The organism is Mesorhizobium sp. WSM4816, from assembly GCF_055811535.1.
The window spans coordinates 37,046-59,803 of the sequence record NZ_JBVVQR010000037.1 but is presented as its reverse complement, the minus strand read 5'-3'; the positions used below and the strand labels follow the sequence as shown (position 1 = coordinate 59,803).

Sequence of the window (22,758 nt, the reverse complement as noted above, 5' to 3'; positions counted from 1 at the left end):
CAGCCAGCATGTTGAATCAAATCCCCGCTGATTTGGGAATCCCCCTTCGATTCAGCCTCTCTTCATCCCGCTCTAGCGCGCCGATCCACCTTCTCCCACAGGGGGAGAAGGGGACGCGCTCCTATCGCTCAGTCTGAAAATCGGCCGGCACGCCGCGTGGCCGGCGCCAGGCGCGCACATGCGCCTTGACGCAGGCCCGGACTGAGCAGCACTATCCCGATTGCAGGAGAAGGGAGGCCAGTCGCCTGCGGGAGGATATACCCATGACGGAAGCGATCAGGCTCTACTGGGGCCGGTTCGGACATGTTTCTGTCCTGAACGTCGCCAGCGACTTCGTCACCCATGCTCATGTCGAGGCGCATATCATCATCTGGCTGGAAGGCACGGCCGGCGAGATGACCATCGGCCGCGAGACGGTGCGGCTTGGGCCCGGCACCGCCGCCGGCATCAATTCCTTCCAGCCGCACAGCCACGCCTTGTCCCGCGACGGCCGGCCCGGCCTGTTCCTCGCTTTCTACATCGATCCGGACTGGGCGCGCCGGCGCCGCGAGCTGCCGTCGACCGCGCCGCTGTTTTCGGCACCGGCGATCACGCTGGAGCCGTGGCTGCACAAGGCGGCAGCCAATCTTCTCGACCATCTCAGCGACAATGAGAGCATCGACGACATCGCCAATTACGAGATCGAGCGCTTCATCGACAGCGTGCTCGACGCCGCCGACGCCTCGGCGCCACAAGTGGCGCGCGCCCGCGTCCACAGCGTGCAGGATTTTCGTGTCCGCAAGGCGATCCAGCTGATGAAGGCCAATGTCTGCGAACGCATCTGCTTCGACGAGGTGGCGCGCTGCGTCGGCCTGTCGCGGCCGCATTTCTTCGCGCTGTTCAAGGAGCAGACCAATCTGACGCCCAATGTCTACTGGAACACGCTGCGCATGGAGGAAGCGGTGCGGCAGTTGCAGTGGTCGCAGGAACCGCTGATCTCGGTCGCCTGCAATCTCGGCTTCACCACGCAGGGCAATTTCTCGCGCTTCTTCCGCGACCATGTCGGCGTTCCGCCGACACTCTATCGCGAGGCGGCGCGGGCCATCTCCTGAGCCATTTTCACACTGCCCGTTTTTTTCAGATTGCCGGTTTTTTTCAGACTTATTGATAGGCGTTCAAGACGCATTGATAAGTGCTGCCGGGCTCGCCGCCCTACCCTCGCGACACAGCTATCTGCAAGGGAAGCAATCATATGGCGAAAGTCACCGTCTCCAGCGTCATCGACGCACCGGTCGAAAAGGTCTGGGCGCGCATACGCGATTTCAATGGTTTGCCGAACTGGCACCCGCGCATGGTCGAAAGCCATATCGAGGACGGCAAGGACGCCGGCACGATCGGCTGCGTGCGCAACTTTCAGCTCGCCAGCGGCGCCCGCATCCGCGAGAAGCTGCTCGACTTCTCCGACGACAATTTCCTCGTCAGCTACTCCATCCTGGAGACGCCGCAGCCGCTGACCAACCACCAGGCGACGCTGCGGCTGCGCCGGGTGACCGATGGCGACCGCACCTATGCCGAATGGACCGCCAGCTTCGACGCGGCTCCAGAGGAAGCCGACAAGCTGGCCGAGGGCATGGGCGCCAATGTCTTCCAGGGCGGCTTTAATGCCCTTAAGACCCATTTCGCCGGCCAGGGTTGAGCCGAATGGGACTCACAAAAAGGAGCGTTCCATGGCGCTTGCACTGCAGACTTTCTCGACGGTCAAGGACGCTAACGCGGCGCTGAAAGCCGCCGGCACCCGCTATCTCGGCGGCGGCACGCTGGTCGTGCGCGCCGCCAATGAAGGCGACGTTTTGGTCTCCGGCCTCATCAGGTCGACCGAACCGGCGCTGTCGGCCATCACTGTTTCCGGCAGGGAGGTCCGCATCGGCGCTTCGGTGACCATGGCGGCGATCGCCCGTCACCCGGATCTGTCTTCCCTTGCCCGCGCGGCGCGCGCCGTCGGCGGCCCGGCGATCCGCAACATGGCGACCATCGGCGGCAATCTCTTTGCCCCGGCGCCCTATGGCGATTTCACCGTCGCGCTGCTGGCACTGGGCGCAACCGTCGGCACCGATGACGGCGAGGTGCCGATCGAAACCTTCCTGGCAAAACGCGAAGACAATCACGCCATCGTCACTTCGGTCGGCTTCAGCTTGCCACTGGAAGGCGGCTTTCGCTTCCTGAAAATATCGAGGGTCAAGCCGAAGGGCGTCTCGGTGCTGAGCATCGCCGCCGTGCTGGAACGAGCGCCGGACGGAACCGTGTCATCGGCGCACATCGCGCTTGGCTGCATGGCCGACCGGCCGATGCGCGCCAAGGCGGCGGAGAAGGCGCTGCTCGGCAGGAAACTCACCAGCGACGGCATCGCGCCGGCACTTGCCGTTGCGAGCGACGGCACCTCGCCCATTACCGATCCGATCGCCAGTGCCTGGTATCGCAACGAAGTCCTGCCGGTCCATCTCGGCCGGCTTTTGCTCGCCTGAAAGCCGATGGCGCGCATCTCCGCCTGGCTGCGGCGCAAGGAGTAAAAGATGGCAAAGATCCCGGTTCAGTTCACGCTCAACGGCGCGGAGAAGGCCGAATTCATCGACAGCGGCACGACGCTGCTCAATGCGCTGCGCGACAAGGTCGGCGACACCTCGCCGAAAGGCGGCTGCCATCAGGGCACATGCGGCGCCTGCTCGGTGATCATCGACGGCGAGTTGCGGCTGTCCTGCCTGACGCTCGCCGAAACCTGCAACGGTGCGGCGGTCACCACGACATCGGGGCTTTCGCAAGGCGGCGTGCTGCATCCTTTGCAGCGCGCCTTCCTCGACGCCTTCGCCACGCAATGCGGCTTCTGCACGCCGGGCATGATCATGGCCGCCAAGGTGCTGCTCGACCACACGCCGGACCCCAGCCGCGACGAGGTGGTCGAGGCGCTGTCGGGCAATATCTGCCGCTGCACCGGCTACGAGCCGATCATCCAGGCGGTGCTGACCGCCGCGCGGTCCAATTCGCAGAACGCAGCTTGAGGGGAGTCGAAAAAATGGAACTCCGCAAGAGCTATTTCGCCGACCAGCGCACGGACGATCTGCACGAGATCGGCCAACCGCGGCCGCGCTCCGATTCGCCCGCCCACGTCACCGGCAAGACCGCCTATTTCGCCGACCGCAATTTTCCCGGCATGCTGCATCTGAAGATGGTGCGCAGCCCGCATCATCACGCCCGCATCCGCAGCATCGACACTTCAGAGGCGGAAAAGCATCCGGGCGTGGTGAAAATCCTGACCGCCAAGGACGTGCCGCACAATGTCTACACCATCCTGATCCTGATCCAGATCGGCCCGGAGGACGAGACGGTACTGGCCGACGGCAAGGTGCGCTGGAAGGGCGAAGCCGTGGTGGCGGTGCTGGCCGAGACCGAGCGTGCCGCCCAGGAAGCGGCGGCCAAGGTCAAGGTCGACTACGAGGTGCTGCCGGCCGTTTTCGACATGGAAGAAGCGTTGAAGCCCGGCGCGCCTGTTGTCAACGAATATCACGGCCGGAATTATTACCTCTATGACAGCGGCGAATGCCGCAAGGTGCGCTTCGGTGATGTCGAGGCCGGTTTTGCCGGCGCCGATCACGTGCTCGAACAGACCTATCAATCATCGCCGATCGAGCACGCGCCTACCGAGACGACCGGCTGCATCGTCGCGCCGGAGGGCGACGACCGCTTCACCTGCTACACCAATACGCAGGCGATGTTCTTCACCCTCGACAACGCCTCGATCATCCTGCAGATGCCCGGCAACAGACTGCATTTCGTCGGCGGCACCGTCGGCGGCGGCTTTGGCGGCAAGGTCGACGTCATCGTCGAGCCGATCGCCATCCTCGGCGCCAAGCTGACCGGGCGGCCGGTCTCCTTCATCTACAGCCGCGAGGAGGAGATGCAGATTTCCTCGCCGCGCGCCGCCGAAAAGGTCGTCATCAAGGACGGCGTCATGAAGGATGGCCGCATCGTCGCCAGAAAAGTCACCGGCTACACCGATGCCGGGGCCTATTCGCGCCATTCGCCCTATGGCGCGCAGAAGGGCGCCGGCCACTATCCCGGCCCTTACACCATCCCGAATGTCTGGATCGACACCTACTGCGTCTACACCAACCGCACTCCCTCCTCCGCCATGCGCGGCTTCGGCGTCACCATCGGCGATTTCGCGCTTGAGGTGCAGATGGACAAGCTCGCCCGGCTGATCGGCATGGACCCGCTAGAATTCCGCTTCATCAACGCCTACCGCGACGGCGACATGAAGGCGCACCGCCAGCCGACCGAGGGCGCGGCTCTGATCGAGTGCATGCAGGAAGCCTCGCGCGCCGCCAACTGGCCGGTGGCGGAAAAATTCATGGCGATGTCGTCCTACGCGAAGGGAGCTTGAAATGGCGATCAGGCGCGGGCGCGGCGTCGCCGCGATCAACTATCCGACAGGCATGAACCTCGGCGGCGATCCAACCCAGGCGCTGGTCCATTCGACGCCGACCGGCAATTTCATGGTAACGCTGTCGAGCGTCGATCTCGGCCAGGGCATGAAGCAGATCATGGCGCAGATCTGTGCCGAGACGGTCGGCGTGCCGACCGACCGCGTTGTTGTCGACACCGCCGACACCGACACCGGCCCGCACTGCATGGGCACCTTCGCCTCGCGCGGCACACATCGCGCCGGCAACGCCGTCATCCAGGCGGCCAGGGAAGCCCGCCAGGTGATGCTGGAAGTGGCGGCCGAGGAACTGGAAGTGAACGCCTCGGACCTCGAGACCGACGGCCAGGGCAACATCCTGGTCAAGGGTGCGCCGCAAAGATCGATCTCGATCTTCGATGTCGCGCTGTCGGCGCATTTCAAGCGCGGCCGCTCGATTTCCGGCCGCGGCATGTTTCTCATCCCGCGCTCTTATCCGGAGAAGGAGACTGGCGCGATGAAACCGTCGACCTGCTACGCCCATGCCTGCACCGTGGCCGAGGTCGAGGTCGACGACGAGACCGGCGAGGTCACCGTGCTGACGGTGAAGAATGTCTTCGAGATCGGCCGCGCGCTGAACCCGAAAATGGTCGAGCAGCAGCTCGTCGGCGGCTCGTGGATGGGCATCAGCCACGCGCTCTACGAGACGACGGAACCCTATTACCCCGACCGCGATCATGGCGGCACCGACTTCAACCAGTATCTGATGCCGGGACCAGGTGATCTTGCGCAAACCGAGATCATCGTGCTGGAGAGGCCCTCGGCCGACGGACCCTTTGGCGCCAAGGGGCCGGGCGAAATGTGCGCCAACCCGCAAATCCCGGCGGTCGCCAACGCGGTCTTCGACGCCGTCGGCGTGCGCATCGACACGCTGCCGATCACGCCGGAACGCATCCTGCGGGCGCTGAAGGCGCAAGCCTCGAACTGAGTGCTGGAAATGCCCAAAAGAAGCGCCCGGGCTAGAAGCGCCGACACTGTCGTGATCTCGCCGGAGGCGGTGGCATCGCGCCTCGCCGCCTCGCGCTATCTGGCCGATGAAAGCCTGGCCACCGCCATTTTCCTGGCGATCCGGCTGGGCAAGCCGCTGCTGCTCGAAGGCGCGCCGGGCGTCGGCAAGACCGAAGCGGCCAAGGCGATAGCCGAACTGCTCGGGCGCGACCTGGTGCGGCTGCAATGCTACGAAGGCATCGACGCAGCACACGCGCTCTACGAATGGAACTACCAGCGCCAGTTGCTCGCCATCCGCCATGCCGGCGAGCAGGAGGTCGACATCTATGACGACCGTTTTTTGATCGCACGGCCGCTGCTGCAGGTGCTGAAGGCGCCGGAAAAGCGCGTGCTGCTGGTCGACGAGATCGACCGTTCCGACCATGAGTTCGAAGCGCTGCTGCTGGAATTCCTGTCCGACTTCCAGATCAGCATTCCCGAGCGCGGCACCATCCGCGCCAAAGCGCAGCCGATCGTCATCCTGACCTCGAACCGCACCCGCGAGCTGGCGGAGGCGCTGCGGCGGCGCTGCGTCTACCACTGGATCACCTATCCCGACGCCGAGCGCGAGGCCGAAATCATCATGCTGCGCGCCGGCGACGTCGCCAACGCCACGGCGCGCGCCGTGGCTATGGCCGTGCGCGACATCCGCGCCCGCCCGCTGGCCAAGCCGCCGGGCATCGCCGAAGCGGTCGAATGGGCGAACGCCGCGACGATCCTCGAAAAGGGCGGCAGCCCGTGGCCGGAAGCGTTCCGCCGCGCCATCGGCGTGCTGATCAAGGACGAGGAGGACCTGTCCTACATCGCCCCCGAGCTTGGCCGGATCGTCGAGGAGGCATTGGCGTGACACGCGACGTCAACGACCCCTTCTCCCCGTTCACGGCGGGGCGGCCGAATACGGATCGACCTCACCGCTGGCGGGACAGCGCCCGCGAAGGAATGATGCGGAAAGAAAGCTTGCCCCGCGCCGCAGCACCTCTGCTCGGTTTTGGCCGGCTGCTGCGCCGCTATGGCTTTCCGGTTGCGCCCGAGCAGGTGTCAGGCTTCATGCAGGCGGTGACGCTGCTCGGGCCCCGCTCGATGGCCGACATCCACGAGGCGGCGCTTGCCACGCTGGCGCCGCCGCCCGACCGCCGCGACGAATTCGAGGCGCATTTCCGGAGCTATTTCTACGGCGACACGGCTGCCCTCGTCGAGGGCGAGGCTGACGAGGAAACCCGCATCAAGGATGACGGCGGCGCCAGCGACGAGGACTACGAGGTGGCGCGTCAGGCGGAAGGCGGTGCGCTATCGTCCGGCGCCGAACAGTTGAGCGCCCGCAACTTCCAGCGTGACGGCGACGGCCTTGCCGCCTTCCGCCGCAAGCTCGCTACCGCTTTGCCCGCCCGTCGCTCCTTCCGCACCGTGCGCACGCACACGCGCGGAAAGCTCGATCTGCGCCGCTCGCTGCGGGAAATCGTCAGTGCCGACGGCGATATACCGTCGCCGCTGCTGCGCCGCCGGCAGACCGTGCCGCGCAAGCTTTTGCTGCTGATCGACGTGTCCGGCTCGATGAAGCTCTATACATCGGACTATCTCAAGCTGGCGCATGCAGCGGTGCAAGGCGCGGACCGGGCCGAAATTTTCACCTTCGGCACGCGGCTGACCCGCATCACCGCGGCGCTGCGCATTCGCGACCGCGACCAGGCGCTGGCGCGGGTGGCAGCACTGGTCGACGACTGGGACGGCGGCACCCGCATGGGACCGACGCTGCTCGCCTTCCTGTCGGTGCCGCGCTTTTCCGCATTCGCGCGCGGGGCGGCGGTCATCATCCTGTCGGATGCGCTGGAGCGCGGCGATCATGCCGAGCTGGAAATGGCGATGCGCCGGCTGAGCGCCCGCGCCTTCCGCCTGTCGCTGGCGACGCCGCTGGCCGGCGATCCGCGTTTCCGGCCGGCGACGGCAGCACTTCGCGCCATCCTGCCGGTGCTCGACGATCTGGTCGACGGTTCTTCGATCGCCGGTCTCAGCGATTTCATCCTGTCGCTCGCCCGCCCCGCTCCGGCGGCGGCAGCAATCTGGAAAAGGGTTTCATGATGCAGAAGGCGATAGACGCGCATTTCCACATCTGGCGCCGAGAGGACCAGCCCTGGCTGCGCGGGCCGATGGTGCCGCGCATTTTTGGGCCCTACGAGCCGATCCGCCGCGACTACCCGATAGAGGAATTCCTCGCCGACCAGCAAAGCTCTGGCGTCGAGAAGGCGGTCTACGTCCAGACCAACTGGGCCAAGGAGGATTTCGAGAAAGAAGTCGCCTTGCTGCAGACGACGGCTAACGAAACCGGTTGGCCGCATGCCATCGTCGGCTATGCCGACATGACGGTGGACGATGTGCGCCATCAGGTCGACCGTCTGATCAAATACCCCCTGCTGCGCGGCGTGCGCATGCAATTGCACTGGCACGAAACGCCGGCCTTCCGCTTTGCCGCGTCCGCCGATCAGGTCGTCGACCCGAAGGTGCGGGCCAATGTGGCGCGGCTGAAGGACTATGGCCTGTCCTTCGACCTGCAGCTTTTCCCGGCCCAGATGAAGGACGGGCTGACGCTTGTCGGCGAAAATCCCGAGATCAACTTCATCCTCACCCATGCCGGCATGCTGACCGACATGTCGGAGGAAACCACGCAAGCCTGGAAGGCCGGCCTGCGCACGCTTTCAGCAGCGCCAAACCTCTACGCCAAGCTGTCCGGCCTCGGCACCTTCGTCCACCGCAACGACCCGGCGCTGATCGCCTACATCGTCGACAACGCAATCGACATCCTCGGCAGCGACCGTCTGATGTTCGGCTCCAACTTCCCGATCGAAAAGCTATGGACCAGCCATGCCGAACTGATCAAGGCGCACCGGGAGGCGGCAGCCAAGCATGGTGCGGCGGCAGAGGCGGACATTTTTTGGAACACAGCGGAGAAGGTATATCGGCCGGTGTGACGCGCTGCCCCCCTTACAAACACCCTTGTGGGAGAAGGTCACGCCCGATGGCCCGAAACCTCGGCGCCGGCGGCCCGCGGCAGCGCCAGGAAGCGGAACGAGGCCACGAGCCCGATGGCGCCGATCGCCAGGAAGGCGAGGCGGAAGTCGACAAGGTCGGGCGCCGCCCCGGCCCTGGCGATCTGCGACAGGTTGAGCAGCGCCGCCGCCACCGCCACGCCGAACAGCATCGCCACCTGCTGCAGCATGCTGGACAGCGTCGCCGCCGAGCTGCGCTGCGCCGAAGCGATATCGGCGAAGGCGAGCGTGTTGAGCGCGGTGAACTGCATCGACCGCGTCAGTCCGGCAATCAGCATCAGCGCCGCCACCAGCGCTTGCGGGGTCTGCGGCGATATCGCGGCGCAGGCTATGATCGATAGCGATGCGATCACGCCGTTGACGACCAGCACCGAACGGAAACCGAAGCGCTTCAGCGTCGGCGTCGTCACCGTCTTCATGCCGAGATTGCCGAGGAAATAAGCCAGGATCAGCATGCCGGCATCGACGGGTCTCAGGCCGAAGCCGACCTGGAACAGCAGCGGCAGCAGGAACGGCGTGGCGTTGATGGAGACCCGGAAAATGGTGCCGGCCGAGAGCGTCGATATGGCGAAAGTCTGCACCTTGAATGCAGCAAGGTCGAGCAGCGGATTTTTGGCGCGCGCCAGGTGCCGCACGGCCAGCCAGCCGATCAGGACGCCGGCGCCAAGCAGCGCCACGGTCGGCAAGGTGCCGTCTTGCGGATGGGCGATGCGTTCGAGGCCGTAGAGCATCGAGGCAAGCCCGACCGAGGTCACAAGGAAGCCCGGCCAGTCGAGCGGCCTGGTTTCGGAAGCGCGATCGCCGGGGTTGAAGCGAGCGACCAGCGCCAGGCCGGCCGCGCCGAGCGGAATGTTGATGAAGAAATTCCAGTGCCAGGACAGATAGGTGGTGATGAAGCCGCCAAGCACCGGCCCGATCACCGGCGCAAACAGCGCCGGCCATGTGATCAGCGCGGTGGCGTTGAGAAGCTCGGACTTCGAGGCGTTGCGCAGCACCAGGATGCGGCCGACCGGTGTCATCAGCGCACTGCCCAAGCCCTGCACGGCACGCGCGGCGACGAACTGGGTCAGGTTCTGCGAGATGCCGCAGGCGATCGAGGCCAGCGTGAACAGGGCGATCGCCACGAGGAAGATGTTGCGCGCGCCGAAGCGGTCGGCGAGCCAGCCGGACAGCGGCACGAACACCGCCATGGTCAGCATGTAGACAGTGATGCCGATGCTCATCGCCACTGCCGGCACGCCGAAGGATTCTCCCATCTGCGGCAGCGATGTCGAGATGATCGTCGAATCCAGAAGCTGCATGAAGAAGGCGACGGCGACGATCAATGCCACGCGCCGCGCCTGCCGCGCCGCCGTCGCTGTTTCGGGCAAGGCTTTGTTTTCGGGAATGGCGGTCATGTGCAGAACTGTACGAAAGCTTTTCCCGCGCCACTGGGAACCAGGCGATTGTCCGGCAAATCGATGACGCACCGGTTTGAACAGCATTTGGGCGACGACGTCCAGACATGGCCCAACAAACTTTCGTGTCGTTTCGCGACCAGTCACGGCAGAGAAGGTATATCGGCCGGTGCGCCCTTTCCTTCTCCCCTTGTTGTGGGAGAAGGTCACAGCAGGTCTTGGCCGGAGCATCTCATCCGGCGTCGATCTTCTCCATGAACTGACCGAGCTGATCCGGGTCCATATGCACCACATGCTTGTCTTCGGGATAGGCCAGGCTGTTGACGTCGGCGACATATTCGGAAAAAGCAGCGATGCGTTCCGCCTGCAGGCGGTCATATTCGGCGGCGAAATTGCGATAGACCTTGGAATGGCGCGGCATGTGGCCACGGTTCTGGCCAAGAATGTCGTCGGCGAACAGATATTGCGCGTCGCAGCCGGTGCCGGCCCCCATCGACAGCATGATCAGCGAGGTTCGCTCCGAAATCGCCTTGGCCACCTCGACCGGCACCACTTCGATCTCGGCGCCGATCGCGCCGGCCGCTTCGTATTGCTTGACTGCCTCGAAAATCTGCATGGCGCTGTCGGCGGTTTTGCCGACAGCCTTGAAGCCGCCGGTCCAGGTGGCGCGCGACGGAATCAGGCCGACATGGCCGATCACCGGGATATTGTCATCGGCCAGCCGTTTGACAGTGGCAAAGCCGGCGCTGCAATAAACCGCGTCGGCGCTCGCCTTGTAGAGCCGGAACGCCCAGCGGACGAAATCGTCGGCTGTGCCGATCTCGTAGAAATTGTCGCCCGGCATGGTGAACAGGCTGGGTGCGGCATCGCGGTATTGCGGATCGAGCACCAGTTCCGGCGGCACCGAGACTATGTCGACCCCGGCTCGTTCGGCGGCCTCGGCCTCGTCCATCGTCAGCACCCGCAGCATGGTCAATTGCCGCTTGCCCTTCATGGCGCGCAGGTCTGCCACCGACGGTCTTTTCCGGCTCATCGATTCTGGTCCCCTATGTTACGTGAATGGAAGGCCGGTCATGAATCAATTTGCATGATCTCGAACCGAAGGTCAGCGCAGCAAAAACCAGTTCGCACTTTTCGGGAATGCTTTAGATCTGGATCATCACCTTGCCAGCTTCGACCTTCACCGGATAGGTCTGCAGATTGACGCAGACCGGCGCGCCCTTGGCCTGGCCGGTCTTGTAGTTGAAGCGGCCATTGTGCTTGGGGCATTCGATGATGTCGTCCATGACAAGGCCATCGGCCAGATGCGCCTTTTCATGTGTGCAAAAGCCGTCGGTGGCGAAGAATTCGTCATCCGGCGAACGGTAGATCGCGAAGCTGCGGCCGTCATGATCGAAGCGGATGACATCCTCTTCGTCGACATCGTCCACAGTGCACGCCTCGACCCAATCGGCCATCTCTATTTTCTCCCGAAATTTCGCCTTGCTATGCTGCACAGTGCTATTCAGCTGCTGCCGACATGTTCACTTCGTGGAACTCGCCACGATAGGGCCGTGCCGTCGGCGGCAGTTCGCGCTTGAGGAAATAGTCCTCATATTTGAGCTGCCTGAGCAGGACCGGCCAAACCTCGCGATAGGCATGCCACATCGACGGGTTCGGCTCCGGCAGATCGTGTCTGATCAATTCGTGCAGCCTGGGCAGCGCGTGATAGGGCACCATCGGGAACATGTGATGCTCGACGTGGTAGTTCATGTTCCAGTAGATGAACCGGCTGATCGGGTTCATGTAGACGGTCCGGCTGTTGAGCCGGTGATCGACCACATTGTCGGCGAGACCGATGTGCTGCAGCAGGCCGGTCAGCACCATGTGCCAGGTGCCGTAGAGGCGCGGCCCGCCGATCAGCACCAGCGGTATCCACGACTGCATGAAAACCGCGAGGGCGATTGTGGCGATGTAGATGGCGACATGCCAGCGCGCGGCGATGACGGCCTTGTGCTGTTCCATCTCGGGCACGTAGCTTTTCTCGTCGGGCGTGAGCTTGCCGAACGCTTGGCGTACCAGCGCCGGAAGCGAATAGCGAAAATCGAGAATACCGGTGAAGGCGAGCGCCGCACGCAAAAGGTCCGGCGGGCGCATCACGGCGATTTCGGCATCGCGTCCGACGATGATCGTGTCGGTGTGGTGCCTGGCATGGCTCCAACGCCAGGTCACCGGATTGCGCATCAGCATGAAGCTGGCGATCTGGTAGACGACATCATTCATCCAGCGCGTGCGGAAAGCCGTGCCGTGGCCGCATTCGTGCCAGCGCGAATCACTGGCCGAGGCATAGAGCACGCCATAGACGAAGAAGAACGGCACGCACCACCAGGTGCCCCAGAAGTAAACGCCGCCGGCGGCGGAGACCAGGATGGCGCCCAGCCAGGTGGCCGTGTCGCGGATTGCCGGACTGTCGGAACGTTGCATCAGTTCCTTCATCGTCTTGCGCGGCACATCGGTATGGTACCACTCAGCCGAGGCTAGCCCGGTTTCGATCGCAATCCGCGTGCTTTCGCCGACCAGGCTGTAATCGCGCTTCACCTTGCCAGCCATTGTGACCTCCAATTTCCGAACGGCCGCGAGCCCTCTCCACTCCGGCCGAGGCCAGCCTTCCAACTGGTGTTTCGCATCGCCTTCGTCATTGTCACGACCTGCCTCCGAGAACAGGAAAATGACCCGATGGCCGCGGATAATCCTCCCGCGGCTGCCTGGCAATCGCTGCGATCCGGGTCTCGGCGCCGGCGATCTCGGCGGCGCCGTCGAGAACCCGAAACACCGCATTGTAGGAGCGGCTTTCGCCGTGCTCCAGCCAGATCATCTCGCCGCGTTCGCGCGCTGCCAGATTGCCCAGTACATGATGCGTCGACGGCTCGATGCCGAGCGCATAATGCCCAGCCCGGAAATTCTGCCACTCATAGGCGCAAGGCAACTGGTGCTTGCGCGTGACGATTTCGAGACCGAGGCCGAGACGGTCGTTGACCACCGCCACCGGCACGTCGCCGTTGGCGTCGGCGCCGAGTTCGTGCTGCCAGACCTGTTCCGTGAAGCCCAGTTGCGGTGCCGGCGCCGTGCGGTAGCCGACCTTCTGCGCTTCATAGCGCTCGCCGGCATGGCCCGCCCAGACGACGTCGCGGATCGGCGCCAGATAGCGCGAGCCCTCGTCGAGCACCGGATGGCTGACATTGATGTGATAAAAGTACATATGCGGCGTGCGGCTAAAACCGTGATTGACGACGCGGTCCGAAAGCCGGATCTCGTTGCCGCCGACATCGGCCTCGATCCGCCGCAGCAGATGCAGATCCTCGCCGAACACCGTCGACTGCTGGACGATGCCTTCGGCCCACAGCACGCAGCGGTCGCCGTCCCATGTCTCGCCATAGCCGGTCAATCGCGCCGGGATGGTGCTGACGCGGCCATGCAGCGAATGGCGCACCGTCTTCTTCGGCGGATAATTGTAGCTGTCGGCGGGGACCTCGTTCATGAACAATATATGGTCAAGGCCGCAGGTCAGCAGCAGGCCGGAAAACGACCGCGCCCAGGCCAGCCCCTCCTCGCCTTCATATTCGTGCAGGCCGGGATGGCGAAAGCCGCTCGGCGAATGCCAGCCGATCGCCTGGCCCCTAAAATCGCAATCGGCGATGTCGAGCGCCCGGTCGACCAGCGCGGTGAAGCGCAGGCCGGAGCCGGTGCGGAATTCGAGCATGCGGATGCCGCGCTCCACCCCGTCGCCAAGCGTCATCAGCCGCACGCCGGCGAACTGCGACAGCATGCCGGACCGTTCTGAGACCTGCCGGCGCGAAAGCGTCTTGCCGTAAAGCTCTACCATGTGACGGCCAGTTCCTTCACTTCGCCCTCGTCTCCTTGAGCAGGGCCGACATGTCGGCGCCGGTGATGATGCTCTCCACCGTCAGCAGGTCGGTATCAGCGACTGTCTGCTCGGCGACGATCTCGCCGCGGCGCATGACGATGATGCGGTCGGCGACCTGGAAGACGTGATGGATGTTGTGGGTGATCAGCAGAACCGAATGGCCGGCGGCGCGCACCTCCTTGACGAAGCGCAGCACGCCGTGCGTTTCCTCGACGCCGAGATTGTTGGTCGGCTCGTCGAGGATGATGACCTTGGCGGCGAACTGCATGGCCCGCGAAATGGCGATCGACTGGCGCTCACCGCCCGACAATGTGCTGACCAGCGCATCGGCGTCGAGTTTTTTCGAGATGCCGACGCGCTTCAGCAGCGCCGACGCGGCATCGCGCAATTTGGCGAGGTCGAGCGGCGCGAACACGCCCAGCCATTTCAGATTGACCGGCTCGCGACCGAGAAAGAGGTTGCGCGCGATGCTCAGGTCCGGCGCCAGCGACGTGTCCTGGTGAATGGTCTCGATGCCGAGATCCATGGCGTCGCGCGTCGAGCGGATCGAGACTTTTAGGCCGCGCACATAGATGTCGCCGCGGTCGACGGGGAAGACGCCGGAGATCGCCTTGATCAACGTGGATTTGCCGGCGCCGTTGTCGCCGAGCAAGGCCACCACCTCGCCCTCGTTGAGCGTGAAGGAGGCGCTCTTCAGCGCGCGGACGCTGCCGAAGGATTTTTGCAGATTGTGCAGCCGAAGCACTTCCATGGTCAGCTCCTGGCGGCGTTCTTCTGCAGCAAAGCGTGCAGGATGAGCATGGCAAGGATGATGACGCCGACGAAGATATTGTAGGCGAGGCCGGGCACGCCGATCAGCACGATGCCGTTGCGGATGCTGCGCAGCATCAGCGCGCCGACGATGGTGCCCAGGATGGTGCCGCGCCCGCCGGTCAGCGCCGTGCCTCCGACCACCACCATGGCGATCACTTCGAGCTCGTATCCGGTGCCGGCTACCGGCGAGGCGGCCGAGATGCGGAACGCACTGATCATGCCGGCCAGGCCCGCCAGCACTGAGGTCAGGATGAACAGCCAGACCTTGACCGCATCGGCCGGCACGCCGCGCGCAACCGCAGCGTTGCGGTTCGAACCGATGGCGCTGATCCAGTTGCCGAGCTTGGCGTAGTGCAGCACGTAGATCGCCAGCAGCGACAGGCCGATGAACCACCACAGCGAGGTATAGAAACGGAACGTTCCGATATTGAAGCTGCCGGCCAGCAGTGTCACGAAAAAGCCAGGCTGGTCCCAGGATTTCAGCGGAAAGCCTTGCGTGATGTAGAGCGCCGCCCCTCGCACGACGAGCAGCATCGACAGCGTCACCAGGAAGGAGGAGATACCGATCTTGGTGACGATCAGCCCGTTGATGGCGCCGATCGCTATGCAGAGCAGCAGGCCGGCAAGCAGCGCGATGCCGATATCAAACCCGCCGTTCTGCACCAGCAGCATGACGACGACCGGCGCAAGGCCGAACACGGCGCCGACCGAAAGGTCGAATTCGCCCGCCGTCAGAAGCAGCGTCATGCCGAGCGCGATGATGCCGAGTTCGGGCAGGAACGCCATCATGTTGGAGATGTTGAGCGGCGACAGGAAGTTCGCATCGGCGATCGCGAACACCGCCAGCAAGACAATCAGGATGACGAGCGAAGAGAATTGCGGCGAGCGGATCAGGCTCGACCTGCGTTTGGAGCGCGGCATTTCCTGTTCTGCGGCGATAGTCATGACTGCTTGGACCATATCTCAGCTTGACGCCCGCCGCCTGCGCAGCGGGCGTCAGTTTCAATCACTTGTCGTAGAGTTTCAGGATCGGTTCGACGCTCGATGCGTCGTAGAGGCTGAAAGTGTGGATATCGTAGCCGATCGGTTCGCCCGCGGCGGCAAGCCCGAGCAGCGCCACCGGCATGAAGCCCTGCGCCGACGGGAACTGCCAGGCAGCCGCGTTGACGAAGCCGGTCTTGACGGCTTCGGCGGTTTCCCTGGAATTGCCCCAGCCGACGACCGGGATCTTACCAGCCGGCACGCCGGCGCCGTCGAACACCCGCTTGACGCTGGCCGCCACGGAATCGCCGAGCGCGATGATTGCCGGCGGATTGTTGGCGACCATGTAGTCGGTCATCTTGGCGATGATGCCGGCCGGATCGGTGCCGCAATCGACCACGTCGTACTTGATGCCGAGCGGATCGAAGACGCTGGCGATGCCTTCGGTCTCGAGCTGCTGATAGCTGGCGCCCGGCACCTCGACCGGCAGGAACACCTTGTCGCCCCGCTTCACCATCTTGTGGTCGACCAGATATTTCGCCCAGATGACGCCGGCTTCCCTGAGGTCGGCGCCGACATAGGCCTGCCGGCCGGTTGCCGGATCGTCGGTGTTGAAGAACACGATCGGGATGCCAGCCGCCTTGACTGCCTTGACCTCCTCGGTCCACAGGCCGGGCTGCGCCGAGGTGGTGGCGATGCCGTCCGGCTTGGCGGCAAGTGCGGAGTTGAAGGCCTCCTTCTGCGCCGCCATGTCGCCACCGCTGAACGAGATCTTGCAGGTCACCTTGAGCTGGTCGCAGGCCTTGGTCGCGCCGGCATTCCAGTCGATCCAGAAGGCGTCCGACGGGCCGCCATGCGACAGCAGGTAGAACGTCTTCTGAGCATCCTGCGCCAGCGCCGGTGCAGCCAGTGCAACACCGGCGAACACGGTCGCCGCAGCCGCGATTTTCGATACGAATTTCAACATTCTCTTCCTCCCTTTGTTGTGGCCGTCACAGTCCGTTGGCGCGGAATTTCTCGTCGAGGAATTTCTTGGCGCGCGGCACGTCGTCCTCCGAAAGGTGCTCGATGATGACCGGGATGTTCGGGTGCTTTTCGGACAGCCGCTTGAGATAGAGGTCGTAGTTCAGCGAACCGAGGCCGGGCGCCGGCAGCTCGATCTCGCCGACACCGCGAAAAGTGTGGCTTTCCAGCGCGTCCTCGTCGCCGATATCGGCGTGCTTCTCCGACTTGTCGCCGCCCGAGCGCTTGACGTCCTTGGCGTGGGCTATTTTGATCTTGTCGGTCAGGGTGTCGAATACCTGGTTCAGGATCTGATCCATCCTGTCGATGTTATGGGTTTCGAAATAGTTGGTCGGATCCATCAACAGGCCGAGGCCGGGATGATCGACCTGCGCGAACATCTTCACCGTCTCCTCGACCGAGCCGACGACATTGTTGACGTAGGTTTCGAGCAGGAAGACCGCGCCGTGGTCGTAGGCGGTCTGGGCAAGGTCGGCGATGATCTTGCGGCATTCCTCAAAACCTTCCTCGGTCTTGTTCTTGGGATGGTGCACCCAGTCGGATTCGGTGTTGTAGGTGCCGGTCTCCGAGATCACGTAAGGCGTGCCGAATTCGCGCGCATTGCGGATGATCTCCTTGAGATAGCCGACGCGCCTCTCGCGCTCGCCGATGTCCGGATGAATGATGTTGGTATAGCCCGACACGCAGCACACCGGCAGGTTGTGGTCGCGGAAGGTGTCGCGAACCGTCCTGGCCTTTTCCTTGGTGATCTGCCCGGCCGACAGGTCGATATCCCTGAAATGCAGGTCGAGCTGCACCGTGTTGAAATCGAGCGCACGGATCTTCTGCGCGGTTTCCTTGAGGCCGTACGGGAAATAGCCCGTGAAGATACCTGCCTGCATCATGATGTGAAATCCTCCCTGTAAGCGATTCAGTTGATTGGGTTTATCGAGATTTCGGACAGCTTGACCGTGCGGCGCTCGTCGATCGAGCGATAGCCGGCTTCGATCAGCGCCATGGTATTGACGTTGTCGGCGACGGAAAGTGCCGGCCGCTCACCCGTCTTGACCGCATGCTGGAGTTGCTCCATCACGCCGATGAAGGCGTGCGGGAACCACATCGTGCTCCAGTTGGGAGTGACCCATTCGCCGCCGGTGGTCTCGGTCGAGGCATAGGTCAGCGTCGAGGCCGAACCCGTCGGCCAGCCTATCGTGCCCTTGGCGACGCCCTTGGTGCCGTCGACGCGCCAGTTGATGTGCTGGTCGTCCTTGTAGCCGTCCTGGCGAGGGCCGGACCAGACATCCTCCAGCGACACGGCGAGCACGCCGGACGGAAACCGCAGCGTCGAAACTGTGATGCCGTCGGAATGGTCGAAGCGCGTGCGCGGATCCTTGCGCGTCAGCGTGGTGATCTCGTCGGGATCGCCGAACAGAAAACGCAGCACATCGAGATGGTGGACGCTCATATTGGCGAGCGTCAGCCGGTCGTAGTCCTCGAGAAACGTCTGCCAGTGCGGGATCGCATGCATGTCGATCTGCGCGAAGACGATGTCACCGAGCGCGCCGCTGTCGATGATCTGCTTCAGCACCCGCATCGACTGGTCGTAGCGCATGTTCTGGTTGACCGAGAGGATCTTGCCGGCCCTGGCCGCCTCGTCGCGCAGTTTGACCGCTTCATCGAGCGACAGCGCCAGCGGCTTTTGCGCCAGGATTGCCTTGATATGCTGCTGCTTCAGCGCATGGCGGATCAGTGCCGGCTGCTGGTCCGGCGGAAACGCAAGGTCGATGATCTCGACATTTTTGTCCTCGATCAATTGTTCCGGCGTGTCGTGAACGGTCGGGATCTCCCAGCGCCTGGCGACTTTCTCGGCGCTGGCCTTGGTCCTGGAGGCGATCGCCACCACGGGAAAACCAGCTTCCTGGTAGGCCGCAAGGTGACATTCGGCCATGATCATGCCGGCGCCGACGCAGCCGATCCTGTATTCCCTGGTGCGGACTTTAACGTCCGGCTCGAAGTCCTTGCCCGCTATTCCTTCGCCAGCCACCTGATCCTCCCGAAGCTCGTTTCTTAGAACCGCTGTCATCGTGCCAGCGCTGCCCCGCTTTGCCCAAAATAATGCACCCTGCCCGGCTCGCAGGATATCGCCACCATCGCGTCCGGCCCGATATCGGGCTGGCCGCGCAGCATTGCCCGCAGACGCGCCTGCCCGGCGGCGAGTGTCACGACGGTGTAGCCGCCGAGCGGCTCGACCTCGAACACTCGCGCCGGGCGGCCCGCGCGCCCAACCGACATTCCATCATCCGATATTTCCCCATCCTGCCAGGGCCGGACCTTGATGTCTTCCGGCCTGAGCCCAATCTCGACGGCATCGGCCGGCGCGGCCTTGTCCGCGATGCGGATCGTGCCTTCGGCCGCCTCCATGCCTTCCGCGCCGCGCACCGACTTCAAGATGTTCATCATCGGCGAACCGAGCAGCCGCGCGACATAGGTGCTGGCCGGCCGATCATAGATCTCGGCCGGCGCGCCGGTCTGCCTGATCCTGCCGTTTTCCAGAATGGCGATGCGGTCGGCGACAGACATCGCCTCTTCCTGGTCGTGCGTGACATAAATCAGCGTCTTGCCGAGCTCGCGCTGGATGCGCTTCAGCTCGACGCGAGTCTCCTCGCGAAGCCTGGCGTCGAGCGCCGAGATCGGATCGTCCATCAGATAGGCATTGGGGTCGCGCACCAGTGCCCGAGCGATCGCCACGCGCTGCCGCTCGCCGCCCGAAAGCTGCGCCGGCGGCTTGTGCAGGATGTGACCGATATGCAGCTTGGCCGCGACGTCATCGACACGTTTTACGATATCGGCCTCGGCGACCCGGCGTTCGACCAGGGGAAAGCGGACATTGTCGCGCGCGCTCATATGCGGAAACAGCGCAAGGTTCTGGAACACCATGGCGACATTGCGCTCGGCTGGCGACACCGTATTGACCGGCCGGCCGCCGATCAGGATCTCGCCACTATCGGGGGTTTCCAGTCCGAGCACCAGGCGCAGTATCGTCGATTTGCCGGATAGCGGCGGGCCGAAGAAGCAGAAGAACTCATTGTCGTTGACAGTGAACGAGGCGTCGTCGACGGCGAGCGTGTCGCCATAGCGTTTCGTCACATTGCGGAAGACGATATCGGCCATGGTCTCAGCCCGCCTTCATGGCAAGGCCGGTGGCGGCATCGAACACGCGCACCGACGCCTGGGCCGGCGCGACGACTGCTGTCTGCCCGATCGCCAGCCCGACATCATTGTCGAACACCGCCTTCACCGCGCTCTCGCCCTGGCCGAGATGGACGATGGTGCGCGCGCCGATGCGCTCGACGAACGTTACCTGCATCGACAGGCCGCGGTCTGAGAGAATCACCTGCTCCGGCCGAAAGCCGTAGAGCACATCTCCGCGCGCGGCCCTCACCGCCGCGGCGAGATTGTCCGGCAGCGGCGGCGTGACACCGAGCGGGCCGAGGTCGATGACCGGGCCCCGGTCGCTTTCCGCCGGCCTGCCCCTCAGCAGGTTCATGCCCGGCGCGCCGATGAAGCCGGCGACGAAAACGTTGGCCGGATTGTTGTAGACCTCTAACGGCGTGCCGACTTGCTGCAGCACGCCGTGGTCCATCACCGCGATGCGGTCGGCCATGGTCATCGCTTCGAGCTGGTCGTGGGTGACATAGACCATGGTCTGTCGGAACTGCCGCTGCAGCTGCTTCAGCTCGGTCCGCATCACCGCCCGGAAGGCGGCATCGACATTGGACAGCGGCTCGTCGAGCAGGAAGATCGCCGGCTCCATGATCGCCGAGCGGCCGATCGCCACCCGCTGCAATATGTTGACTGACAGCCGGTCGGCTTTGCGGTCGAGCAGCGGCGTCAGCTGCAGCATCTCGGCAATCGCGCCGACGCGGCGGTCGATCTCGGCCTTTGGCGCGCCGCGCATTTTGGGGCCGTAGGCGAGGTTCTGCCGCACGCTCATGTGGGTGAAGATCGCGTAGTTCTGGAAGACGAAGCCGACGCCACGCCGGCCCATCGGCACGCCTTCCATGTCGCGCTCGCCGAACAGGATCTTGCCGCTGCTCGGCTCTTCCATGCCGGCGATCATGTTCATCGTCGTCGACTTGCCGCAGCCCGACGGCCCGAGCAGCGCCATGAACTCGCCGTCGGCGATGGCAAGATCCATCGTCTTCAGCGCGGTGAAGTCGCCGAACTTCTTGACCAGGTTCTGCAGGTGGATGGCGCTCATGCCGTCACCTCGCGTGCCCGGGCCATGCGCTTCATGGCAAACACCGCGGCTATGGACAGCACGATCAATATGGCCAGCGCGATCGCCGCGACATAGCCCCAGATCAGGTCCTGGGTGGTGAGCTTGTAGATATAGACGGAGATGGTTTCGGTGGCGACGCCGGGGCCGCCGCCGGTCATGATGTAGAGCGTGTCGAAGATCTTGAAGTTCTCGATCACCCGGATCGCCAGCGCGATGATGATGATCGTCTTCATCTTCGGCAGCACGATGGTGACGAAGCGCTGCCAGGGATTGGCGCCGAGCAGCGTCGCCGCCTTGATCTGGTCTTCGGGCACGCCGACCAGGCCGGCAAGCAGGATGAGGAACATCAGCGGCGTCCACTGCCAGATATCGGCGACCATGACGGCGATGAGCGCCAGCGTCGGGTCCGACAGCCAGGCGATGGTGACGGGAAAGCCTGATAGCGCCGACAGGATGTCGTTGACCGGGCCGCCCGACTGGAACAGCATGAAGAACATGTAGCCGGCCACCGCCGGCACCACCATCATCGGCATCAGCAGGATCGAATAAAAGATCCGCTTGCCCGGAAACTCGTCGGCAAACAGCGTGGCGAGCGCCAGGCCGAGCAGGAATTCCGCCGGCACGCAGACGATCATGACGATGGCGGTGCGGTTCAACGCGCTCCAGAACCGAGCGTCGGCGGCAAGGTCGGTGTAGTTGGCAAAATTGTTCCACAGCGACCAAGCGCTCCACCAGCCGAGTCCCGACAGCGGCGACCAGTCGGTCAGGCTGATATACAGCTGCATCAAGAGCGGGAAGACCGCGATGAACAGCACCAGTATCTGCGCCGGCAAGGTCAGCCGGAAACCGAGCTTTGCCCCTTCATCACGCAAAGCCGGGTTTGCGTGGGCCGCGTGGCTGTTGTCCTCCGGGATGGGGGCCTGCTCCGAAATTGCGGCAGTCGCGGCGCTCATTGCTTGAGCGCCCCGAAGGTCAGCCCGCGCACCAGATGGCGCTGGATGGCGATACCCATGATGACAGGCGGCACCGCGGCGATCAGGCCGAGAGCTGCCTTGGCGCCATAGAGCTGCCCGGTCATCGAGGACGACAGCGAGGCCATGTAGACCGGTACCGTCACCCATTCGCGCGTCGTCAGGAGCAGCGCGATCAGATAGTCCGACCAGTTGAGGATGAAGACGAACAGCGCGGCACTGGCCAGCGGCGCGCGCATCATCGGCAGCGTGATGCGGGTGAAGACGCGCAGCCGCGAGCAGCCCTCGACCAGCGCCGCTTCCTCGATCTCGCGCGGCATGTCGTCGAAGAAGGTCTTCATCAGCCAGAACGCAAAGGGCAGCGTGACGATGCCGTAGATCAGCGACAGCCCCCACCAGCTGTCGGTGAAGTTGAGGAAGGCCCACATGATCATCACCGGGGTCATCACCGCCATCGGCGGAAACAGGCGGAGCTGGATCAGCGCCAGCGGCAGGTTCTGGCCAGAGCCGAAGCGCGACAGCCCGTAGGCCGCCGCGGTGCCCGCCGACATGGCGATCGCCGTTCCGAAGGTGGCCGACAGCAGCGACGACAGGATCGGCTTCAGGGCGGTGCGGTCGAGCGCGACGATCAGGTTGTTGGTCGATTCACCGAAGACAAAGCGGAAATTGCTGAGCGTCGGATCCTTCGGCCACCAGGTCAGCTCGGCGCCGGTCGCCGACCATTCGGCGATCGGCTTGAAGGCCATCGACACCATCCACAGGATCGGCACCAGCGTCACCGCGATGGCAGCAAGGATCGCTGCATAGCGGAATATTTCGAAGGGAACGGAACGCTTCATCTTGCAGCTTTGCTGGTACCGTCGTTTGCGGGGGCGAAGCGCAAACTCC

Annotated in this window: 23 protein-coding genes; 9 read left to right on the top strand and 14 right to left on the bottom strand. The window is 64.0% G+C overall.

Annotated features, from left to right (window positions below):
• Positions 1 to 263 precede the first annotated feature (263 nt).
• From AC0L3H_RS27510 to AC0L3H_RS27470, 9 genes are all read left to right on the top strand, one after another.
• The gene (locus tag AC0L3H_RS27510) at positions 264 to 1,091 is read left to right on the top strand and encodes an AraC family transcriptional regulator (RefSeq protein ID WP_473587559.1); all 828 of its coding nucleotides are present in this window, start codon (positions 264 to 266) and stop codon (positions 1,089 to 1,091) included.
• 140 nt (positions 1,092 to 1,231) lie between these two features.
• Positions 1,232 to 1,675 carry an SRPBCC family protein gene (locus tag AC0L3H_RS27505; RefSeq protein WP_473587558.1) on the top strand — a complete coding sequence of 148 codons (444 nt, stop codon included), beginning with the start codon at positions 1,232 to 1,234 and terminating at the stop codon, positions 1,673 to 1,675.
• A 31-nt stretch (positions 1,676 to 1,706) separates the two neighbouring features.
• On the top strand, positions 1,707 to 2,501 hold the full coding sequence (locus AC0L3H_RS27500) for an FAD binding domain-containing protein (RefSeq protein ID WP_473587557.1): 795 nt from the start codon (positions 1,707 to 1,709) through the stop codon (positions 2,499 to 2,501).
• A 48-nt stretch (positions 2,502 to 2,549) separates the two neighbouring features.
• On the top strand, positions 2,550 to 3,032 hold the full coding sequence (locus AC0L3H_RS27495; RefSeq protein WP_473587556.1) for a (2Fe-2S)-binding protein: 483 nt from the start codon (positions 2,550 to 2,552) through the stop codon (positions 3,030 to 3,032).
• Between the two features lie 14 nt (positions 3,033 to 3,046).
• The gene (locus tag AC0L3H_RS27490; RefSeq protein WP_473587555.1) at positions 3,047 to 4,414 is read left to right on the top strand and encodes a xanthine dehydrogenase family protein molybdopterin-binding subunit; all 1,368 of its coding nucleotides are present in this window, start codon (positions 3,047 to 3,049) and stop codon (positions 4,412 to 4,414) included.
• A gap of 1 nt (position 4,415) precedes the next feature.
• On the top strand, positions 4,416 to 5,420 hold the full coding sequence (locus AC0L3H_RS27485; RefSeq protein ID WP_473587554.1) for a xanthine dehydrogenase family protein molybdopterin-binding subunit: 1,005 nt from the start codon (positions 4,416 to 4,418) through the stop codon (positions 5,418 to 5,420).
• Between the two features lie 9 nt (positions 5,421 to 5,429).
• Positions 5,430 to 6,326, top strand: a complete 897-nt coding sequence (locus tag AC0L3H_RS27480) for an AAA family ATPase (protein ID WP_473587553.1) — start codon at positions 5,430 to 5,432, stop codon at positions 6,324 to 6,326.
• 92 nt (positions 6,327 to 6,418) lie between these two features.
• Positions 6,419 to 7,555, top strand: a complete 1,137-nt coding sequence (locus AC0L3H_RS27475; protein ID WP_473587563.1) for a vWA domain-containing protein — start codon at positions 6,419 to 6,421, stop codon at positions 7,553 to 7,555.
• Positions 7,555 to 8,442 carry an amidohydrolase family protein gene (locus AC0L3H_RS27470; RefSeq protein ID WP_473587562.1) on the top strand — a complete coding sequence of 296 codons (888 nt, stop codon included), beginning with the start codon at positions 7,555 to 7,557 and terminating at the stop codon, positions 8,440 to 8,442. The genes AC0L3H_RS27475 and AC0L3H_RS27470 overlap by 1 nt, the downstream gene beginning before the upstream one ends.
• 38 nt (positions 8,443 to 8,480) lie before the next feature.
• Here AC0L3H_RS27470 and AC0L3H_RS27465 read toward each other — a convergent pair whose 3' ends face one another.
• The 14 genes from AC0L3H_RS27465 to AC0L3H_RS27400 form a co-directional block, all read right to left on the bottom strand.
• The gene (locus AC0L3H_RS27465) at positions 8,481 to 9,917 is read right to left on the bottom strand and encodes a DHA2 family efflux MFS transporter permease subunit (RefSeq protein ID WP_473587552.1); all 1,437 of its coding nucleotides are present in this window, start codon (positions 9,915 to 9,917) and stop codon (positions 8,481 to 8,483) included.
• 232 nt (positions 9,918 to 10,149) lie between these two features.
• Positions 10,150 to 10,950, bottom strand: a complete 801-nt coding sequence (locus AC0L3H_RS27460) for a 3-methyl-2-oxobutanoate hydroxymethyltransferase (protein ID WP_473587551.1) — start codon at positions 10,948 to 10,950, stop codon at positions 10,150 to 10,152.
• 112 nt (positions 10,951 to 11,062) lie between these two features.
• Positions 11,063 to 11,374, bottom strand: a complete 312-nt coding sequence (locus AC0L3H_RS27455; RefSeq protein ID WP_091599142.1) for a MocE family 2Fe-2S type ferredoxin — start codon at positions 11,372 to 11,374, stop codon at positions 11,063 to 11,065.
• Between the two features lie 43 nt (positions 11,375 to 11,417).
• Complete coding sequence (locus tag AC0L3H_RS27450; RefSeq protein WP_473587550.1) at positions 11,418 to 12,506, bottom strand: fatty acid desaturase family protein; 1,089 nt, start codon at positions 12,504 to 12,506, stop codon at positions 11,418 to 11,420.
• A 91-nt stretch (positions 12,507 to 12,597) separates the two neighbouring features.
• Positions 12,598 to 13,779: an aldose 1-epimerase family protein gene (locus tag AC0L3H_RS27445; protein WP_473587549.1), complete on the bottom strand. Its 1,182-nt coding sequence runs from the start codon at positions 13,777 to 13,779 to the stop codon at positions 12,598 to 12,600.
• A gap of 16 nt (positions 13,780 to 13,795) precedes the next feature.
• Entirely contained in the window at positions 13,796 to 14,578 is a 783-nt protein-coding gene (locus AC0L3H_RS27440; protein WP_473587561.1) for an ATP-binding cassette domain-containing protein, read from the bottom strand.
• Complete coding sequence (locus AC0L3H_RS27435; protein WP_473587548.1) at positions 14,575 to 15,579, bottom strand: ABC transporter permease; 1,005 nt, start codon at positions 15,577 to 15,579, stop codon at positions 14,575 to 14,577. The genes AC0L3H_RS27440 and AC0L3H_RS27435 overlap by 4 nt, the downstream gene beginning before the upstream one ends.
• A gap of 61 nt (positions 15,580 to 15,640) precedes the next feature.
• Positions 15,641 to 16,582, bottom strand: a complete 942-nt coding sequence (locus AC0L3H_RS27430; protein WP_473587547.1) for a sugar ABC transporter substrate-binding protein — start codon at positions 16,580 to 16,582, stop codon at positions 15,641 to 15,643.
• Positions 16,583 to 16,607: 25 nt separating this feature from the next.
• Positions 16,608 to 17,522, bottom strand: a complete 915-nt coding sequence (locus tag AC0L3H_RS27425) for a sugar phosphate isomerase/epimerase family protein (protein WP_473587546.1) — start codon at positions 17,520 to 17,522, stop codon at positions 16,608 to 16,610.
• 26 nt (positions 17,523 to 17,548) lie between these two features.
• On the bottom strand, positions 17,549 to 18,646 hold the full coding sequence (locus AC0L3H_RS27420) for a Gfo/Idh/MocA family protein (RefSeq protein ID WP_473587560.1): 1,098 nt from the start codon (positions 18,644 to 18,646) through the stop codon (positions 17,549 to 17,551).
• Positions 18,647 to 18,696: 50 nt separating this feature from the next.
• Entirely contained in the window at positions 18,697 to 19,788 is a 1,092-nt protein-coding gene (locus tag AC0L3H_RS27415; RefSeq protein ID WP_473587545.1) for an ABC transporter ATP-binding protein, read from the bottom strand.
• A gap of 4 nt (positions 19,789 to 19,792) precedes the next feature.
• A complete protein-coding gene (locus tag AC0L3H_RS27410) occupies positions 19,793 to 20,878 on the bottom strand; it encodes an ABC transporter ATP-binding protein (protein WP_473587544.1) in 1,086 nt (361 codons plus the stop codon).
• Positions 20,875 to 21,852, bottom strand: a complete 978-nt coding sequence (locus AC0L3H_RS27405; protein WP_473587543.1) for a carbohydrate ABC transporter permease — start codon at positions 21,850 to 21,852, stop codon at positions 20,875 to 20,877. Before AC0L3H_RS27405 ends, AC0L3H_RS27410 begins: the two co-directional genes overlap by 4 nt.
• Positions 21,849 to 22,709, bottom strand: coding sequence for a carbohydrate ABC transporter permease (locus tag AC0L3H_RS27400; protein WP_287052730.1), 861 nt, complete (start codon positions 22,707 to 22,709; stop codon positions 21,849 to 21,851). Before AC0L3H_RS27400 ends, AC0L3H_RS27405 begins: the two co-directional genes overlap by 4 nt.
• Between the last annotated feature and the right edge of the window lie 49 nt (positions 22,710 to 22,758).

Coding starts and splice junctions, on each gene's coding strand:
- AC0L3H_RS27460 (WP_473587551.1), bottom strand. CDS start 10,950: ATGAGCCGGAAAAGACCGTCGGTGGCAGACCTGCGCGCCATGAAGGGC.
- AC0L3H_RS27430 (WP_473587547.1), bottom strand. CDS start 16,582: ATGTTGAAATTCGTATCGAAAATCGCGGCTGCGGCGACCGTGTTCGCC.
- AC0L3H_RS27400 (WP_287052730.1), bottom strand. CDS start 22,709: ATGAAGCGTTCCGTTCCCTTCGAAATATTCCGCTATGCAGCGATCCTT.
- AC0L3H_RS27500 (WP_473587557.1), top strand. CDS start 1,707: ATGGCGCTTGCACTGCAGACTTTCTCGACGGTCAAGGACGCTAACGCG.
- AC0L3H_RS27405 (WP_473587543.1), bottom strand. CDS start 21,852: ATGAGCGCCGCGACTGCCGCAATTTCGGAGCAGGCCCCCATCCCGGAG.
- AC0L3H_RS27435 (WP_473587548.1), bottom strand. CDS start 15,579: ATGACTATCGCCGCAGAACAGGAAATGCCGCGCTCCAAACGCAGGTCG.
- AC0L3H_RS27510 (WP_473587559.1), top strand. CDS start 264: ATGACGGAAGCGATCAGGCTCTACTGGGGCCGGTTCGGACATGTTTCT.
- AC0L3H_RS27425 (WP_473587546.1), bottom strand. CDS start 17,522: ATGATGCAGGCAGGTATCTTCACGGGCTATTTCCCGTACGGCCTCAAG.
- AC0L3H_RS27465 (WP_473587552.1), bottom strand. CDS start 9,917: ATGACCGCCATTCCCGAAAACAAAGCCTTGCCCGAAACAGCGACGGCG.
- AC0L3H_RS27495 (WP_473587556.1), top strand. CDS start 2,550: ATGGCAAAGATCCCGGTTCAGTTCACGCTCAACGGCGCGGAGAAGGCC.
- AC0L3H_RS27445 (WP_473587549.1), bottom strand. CDS start 13,779: ATGGTAGAGCTTTACGGCAAGACGCTTTCGCGCCGGCAGGTCTCAGAA.
- AC0L3H_RS27505 (WP_473587558.1), top strand. CDS start 1,232: ATGGCGAAAGTCACCGTCTCCAGCGTCATCGACGCACCGGTCGAAAAG.
- AC0L3H_RS27470 (WP_473587562.1), top strand. CDS start 7,555: ATGCAGAAGGCGATAGACGCGCATTTCCACATCTGGCGCCGAGAGGAC.
- AC0L3H_RS27475 (WP_473587563.1), top strand. CDS start 6,419: ATGATGCGGAAAGAAAGCTTGCCCCGCGCCGCAGCACCTCTGCTCGGT.
- AC0L3H_RS27410 (WP_473587544.1), bottom strand. CDS start 20,878: ATGAGCGCCATCCACCTGCAGAACCTGGTCAAGAAGTTCGGCGACTTC.
- AC0L3H_RS27415 (WP_473587545.1), bottom strand. CDS start 19,788: ATGGCCGATATCGTCTTCCGCAATGTGACGAAACGCTATGGCGACACG.
- AC0L3H_RS27485 (WP_473587554.1), top strand. CDS start 4,416: ATGGCGATCAGGCGCGGGCGCGGCGTCGCCGCGATCAACTATCCGACA.
- AC0L3H_RS27480 (WP_473587553.1), top strand. CDS start 5,430: ATGCCCAAAAGAAGCGCCCGGGCTAGAAGCGCCGACACTGTCGTGATC.
- AC0L3H_RS27490 (WP_473587555.1), top strand. CDS start 3,047: ATGGAACTCCGCAAGAGCTATTTCGCCGACCAGCGCACGGACGATCTG.
- AC0L3H_RS27450 (WP_473587550.1), bottom strand. CDS start 12,506: ATGGCTGGCAAGGTGAAGCGCGATTACAGCCTGGTCGGCGAAAGCACG.
- AC0L3H_RS27455 (WP_091599142.1), bottom strand. CDS start 11,374: ATGGCCGATTGGGTCGAGGCGTGCACTGTGGACGATGTCGACGAAGAG.